The organism is Anaerovibrio sp. JC8, from assembly GCF_002100115.1.
In the GTDB taxonomy this organism is placed as follows: Bacteria; Bacillota; Negativicutes; order Selenomonadales; family Selenomonadaceae; genus Anaerovibrio.
The window spans coordinates 1-1513 of record NZ_ANBM01000025.1 but is presented as its reverse complement, the minus strand read 5'-3'; the positions used below and the strand labels follow the sequence as shown (position 1 = coordinate 1513).

The 1513-nt window shown below is 40.3% G+C and carries 1 protein-coding gene; it reads left to right on the top strand.

All coding sequences use genetic code 11. The features are described from left to right. Nucleotides 1-53 precede the first annotated feature (53 nt). Nucleotides 54-1453 (top strand): IS3 family transposase gene (locus D081_RS12430; RefSeq protein ID WP_143272214.1). Its coding sequence is split into 2 segments (ribosomal slippage): nucleotides 54-600 and nucleotides 600-1453, totalling 1401 coding nucleotides; the frame shifts between segments, so codons are not numbered across the junction. Nucleotides 1454-1513 lie beyond the last annotated feature (60 nt).

The window sequence follows — 1513 nt, the reverse complement described above, 5'->3', positions numbered from 1 at the left end:
TGTAGAGACCCCCATAAGTTAGACCAAGTAATCTAACTTATGGGGGTCTTTTTATGGCAAAATATAGTGCTGATTTCAAATTGAAGATAGTTCAGGAATATTTGAATGGGAATATTGGATACCTTGCTTTAGCCCATAAATATGGCATACCTTATACAAAATACATTCGACATTGGGTCGGAAAATATCGAGCAATGGGAGCAGAAGGGCTTAAGCGGTCAAGAAAAAATGAAACCTATTCTTTCCAATTCAAGTTACATGCTGTAGAGTTATATTTAAGTACAGAGATGTCTTACCATGAATTAGCACTTCAACTTAAATTAAAATCTGACGGGATTTTAGTTAACTGGGTTCGACGCTATCGTGCTGTTGGTATAGAAGGTCTCAAAACGCAACGGAAAGGCAGGCGGCCAAAGGTGCCAGACAAATCCAGCATTACACCTGAATGTAATATTAATCAAGATGAGAGACTTAAGCAGCTAGAAGAAGAAAATCTCAAGCTACGCATTGAGGTAGCCTATTTAAAAGAACTGAGGAGATTGCGCCTGGAGCAAGAGGCGCAGAAGCGAAAGCAAGGATCGCCCACAGTCTCCGAGGATCATTCAAATTAAAAGATATCCTTGCAGCTATTAAACTTCCAAAAGCCACCTATATGTATTGGCAGAAGCGATTTGACCGGGAAAATCCGGATGCCGAATTAGAGGCAAAAATCAAAGCAATTCGGCAGAGTGACAAGGACTTCGGTTATCGTCGAATTTGTGGCAAGCTCCGCCAAGAGGGCTTTTTAGTCAATCATAAGAAGGTCCAACGCCTTGTTCAGAAATTGGGACTACAGGTAAAATCATTTGCCCACAAAAGCCGCAAATATAATTCTTACAAAGGAACTATTGGGCACGTTGCACCAAATCGGTTACGTCGCCGCTTTGATACATGTATTCCACACCAGAAAATCACCACAGATACCACTGAATTCAAGTATTATGAGATTGACAGCAAAGGGAATATTATCACTTGCAGAGCATATCTAAATCCGTTTCTTGACCTTTATAATCGTGAAATCATTAGTTTTAGTATCACGAAACGACCATCATCACAAGCTATTATGTCTGCTTTAGAGAAAGCAATTGACATTACTAGCGACTGCCCTTATCGTCGGACATTCCATTCAGACCAGGGATGGGCCTATCAAATGGGAAACTATATAGAACGATTAAGAGAAGAAAGAATCTTTCAAAGCATGTCTCGCAAGGGAAACTGTCTAGATAATAGCGTGATGGAAAATTTCTTTGGCCTACTAAAACAGGAAATTTACTATGGACATACCTATCACAGCTTTGACGAACTGGAACGAGCAATACGCAATTACATCACATACTACAATAAACACAGAATCAAATCTAAGCTGGGATGGCTCAGCCCAGTGGATTACCGTTTACGTCATGCCGCAGCATAAAAAACGGTAGTAGCAAATAATTGCTACTACCGTTAAGGTCTAACTTTATGGGGTCACTAC